Annotated in this window: 1 protein-coding gene and 1 pseudogene; one reads left to right on the top strand and one right to left on the bottom strand. The window is 59.8% G+C overall.

What is annotated here, in order from left to right; all coding sequences use genetic code 11:
- Positions 1–373, bottom strand: a pseudogene (locus tag AUR66_RS16520) (ribonuclease H); the annotation flags it as partial.
- 149 nt (positions 374–522) lie between these two features.
- Between AUR66_RS16520 and AUR66_RS16515 the strand changes: the two are divergent.
- Positions 523–1,133 (top strand): transcription initiation factor IIB (locus tag AUR66_RS16515; RefSeq protein WP_394326266.1); only part of this gene is annotated, 611 nt, incomplete at its 3' end.

Genomic DNA, 1,133 nt, shown 5'->3' with positions numbered 1-1,133 from the left:
TGTTGTTTCCCGACCGAGAACCGACGGGACGACCGAGACGTGCGAGTTCGTTCTCCTCGGCGTCTATGATGACCGCACCCGCACCTGCTGGGCCGGGATTGCCGCGTGAACTCCCGTCGACGTAGAGGACGAACGAGTCGCCAGCTGGATGAGTGACTGGGGGCCGTGAAATCTCCGTTGCGAGAAGGTCTTCGAGTGCCCGACGCAGTTCTGCCGAAGTGGTCGTTGGGTCGAATAGGCCACCGTAACCGGGAACAGCGTCGTCGATGACCTTGGTGACCGCTGTCATTTCGTATCCCACGCGTGCGAGTACTTCGTCGACGAGCGTCGCGAGAGGTGAGAGGTATTCGGCAGGGAGCGGTTCGGTAGTCACGTTACTGGTTCCCTCGCGCTTCGCGGTTAAGACTCACACGCTCACCACTCGTTCGCCAGTGTGACTTCACTCGGAGTACCCTCACAACAGCAGTTGGAATATTCCAACCATGGTTCCATTATGTAGCAGTGTCTTTTACGAATTACTCAATGGCGGACACCACCCACGTCGACTGGAGTACGACGCACCGAAAGACCGAGACGACACCCAAGGCATCCCAACAGACCACCGAAGAGACTGACGCGACGAGCACCGACGACGAGAATCTTGTCTACGACGAGCGACACGGTGAGTGGATCGACGAAGAGACCGGAGAAGTCGTCCGTGAGGATGCCGTCGACCGAGGACCCGAATGGCGAGCATTCGACTCTGCCGAACGCGACCAAAAGTCGCGTGTCGGGGCGCCGACGACGGGGATGATGCACGACAAAGGACTGTCGACCAACATCGGTTGGCAAGACAGAGACGCCTACGGCAACACACTGTCGACCCGACAGCGCCAGAAGATGAGCCGCCTTCGAACGTGGAACGAGCGCTTCCGCACTCGTGACTCCAAAGAGCGCAACCTCAAGCAGGCGTTGGGCGAAGTCGACCGGATGGGCTCTGCACTCGGATTGCCTAAACACGTCCGTGAGATGGCGTCTGTCATCTATCGACGGGCACTGAACGACGATCTCCTACCCGGTCGGTCTATCGAGGGCGTCGCCACTGCTTCCGTCTACGCCGCTGCGAGGCAGGCAAGCGTCCCCCGGTCTCTCGA

Source organism: Haloferax profundi (genome assembly GCF_001469865.1).
Lineage (GTDB): Archaea > Halobacteriota > Halobacteria > Halobacteriales > Haloferacaceae > Haloferax > Haloferax profundi.
This window is presented reverse-complemented; position numbering and strand designations above follow the sequence as displayed.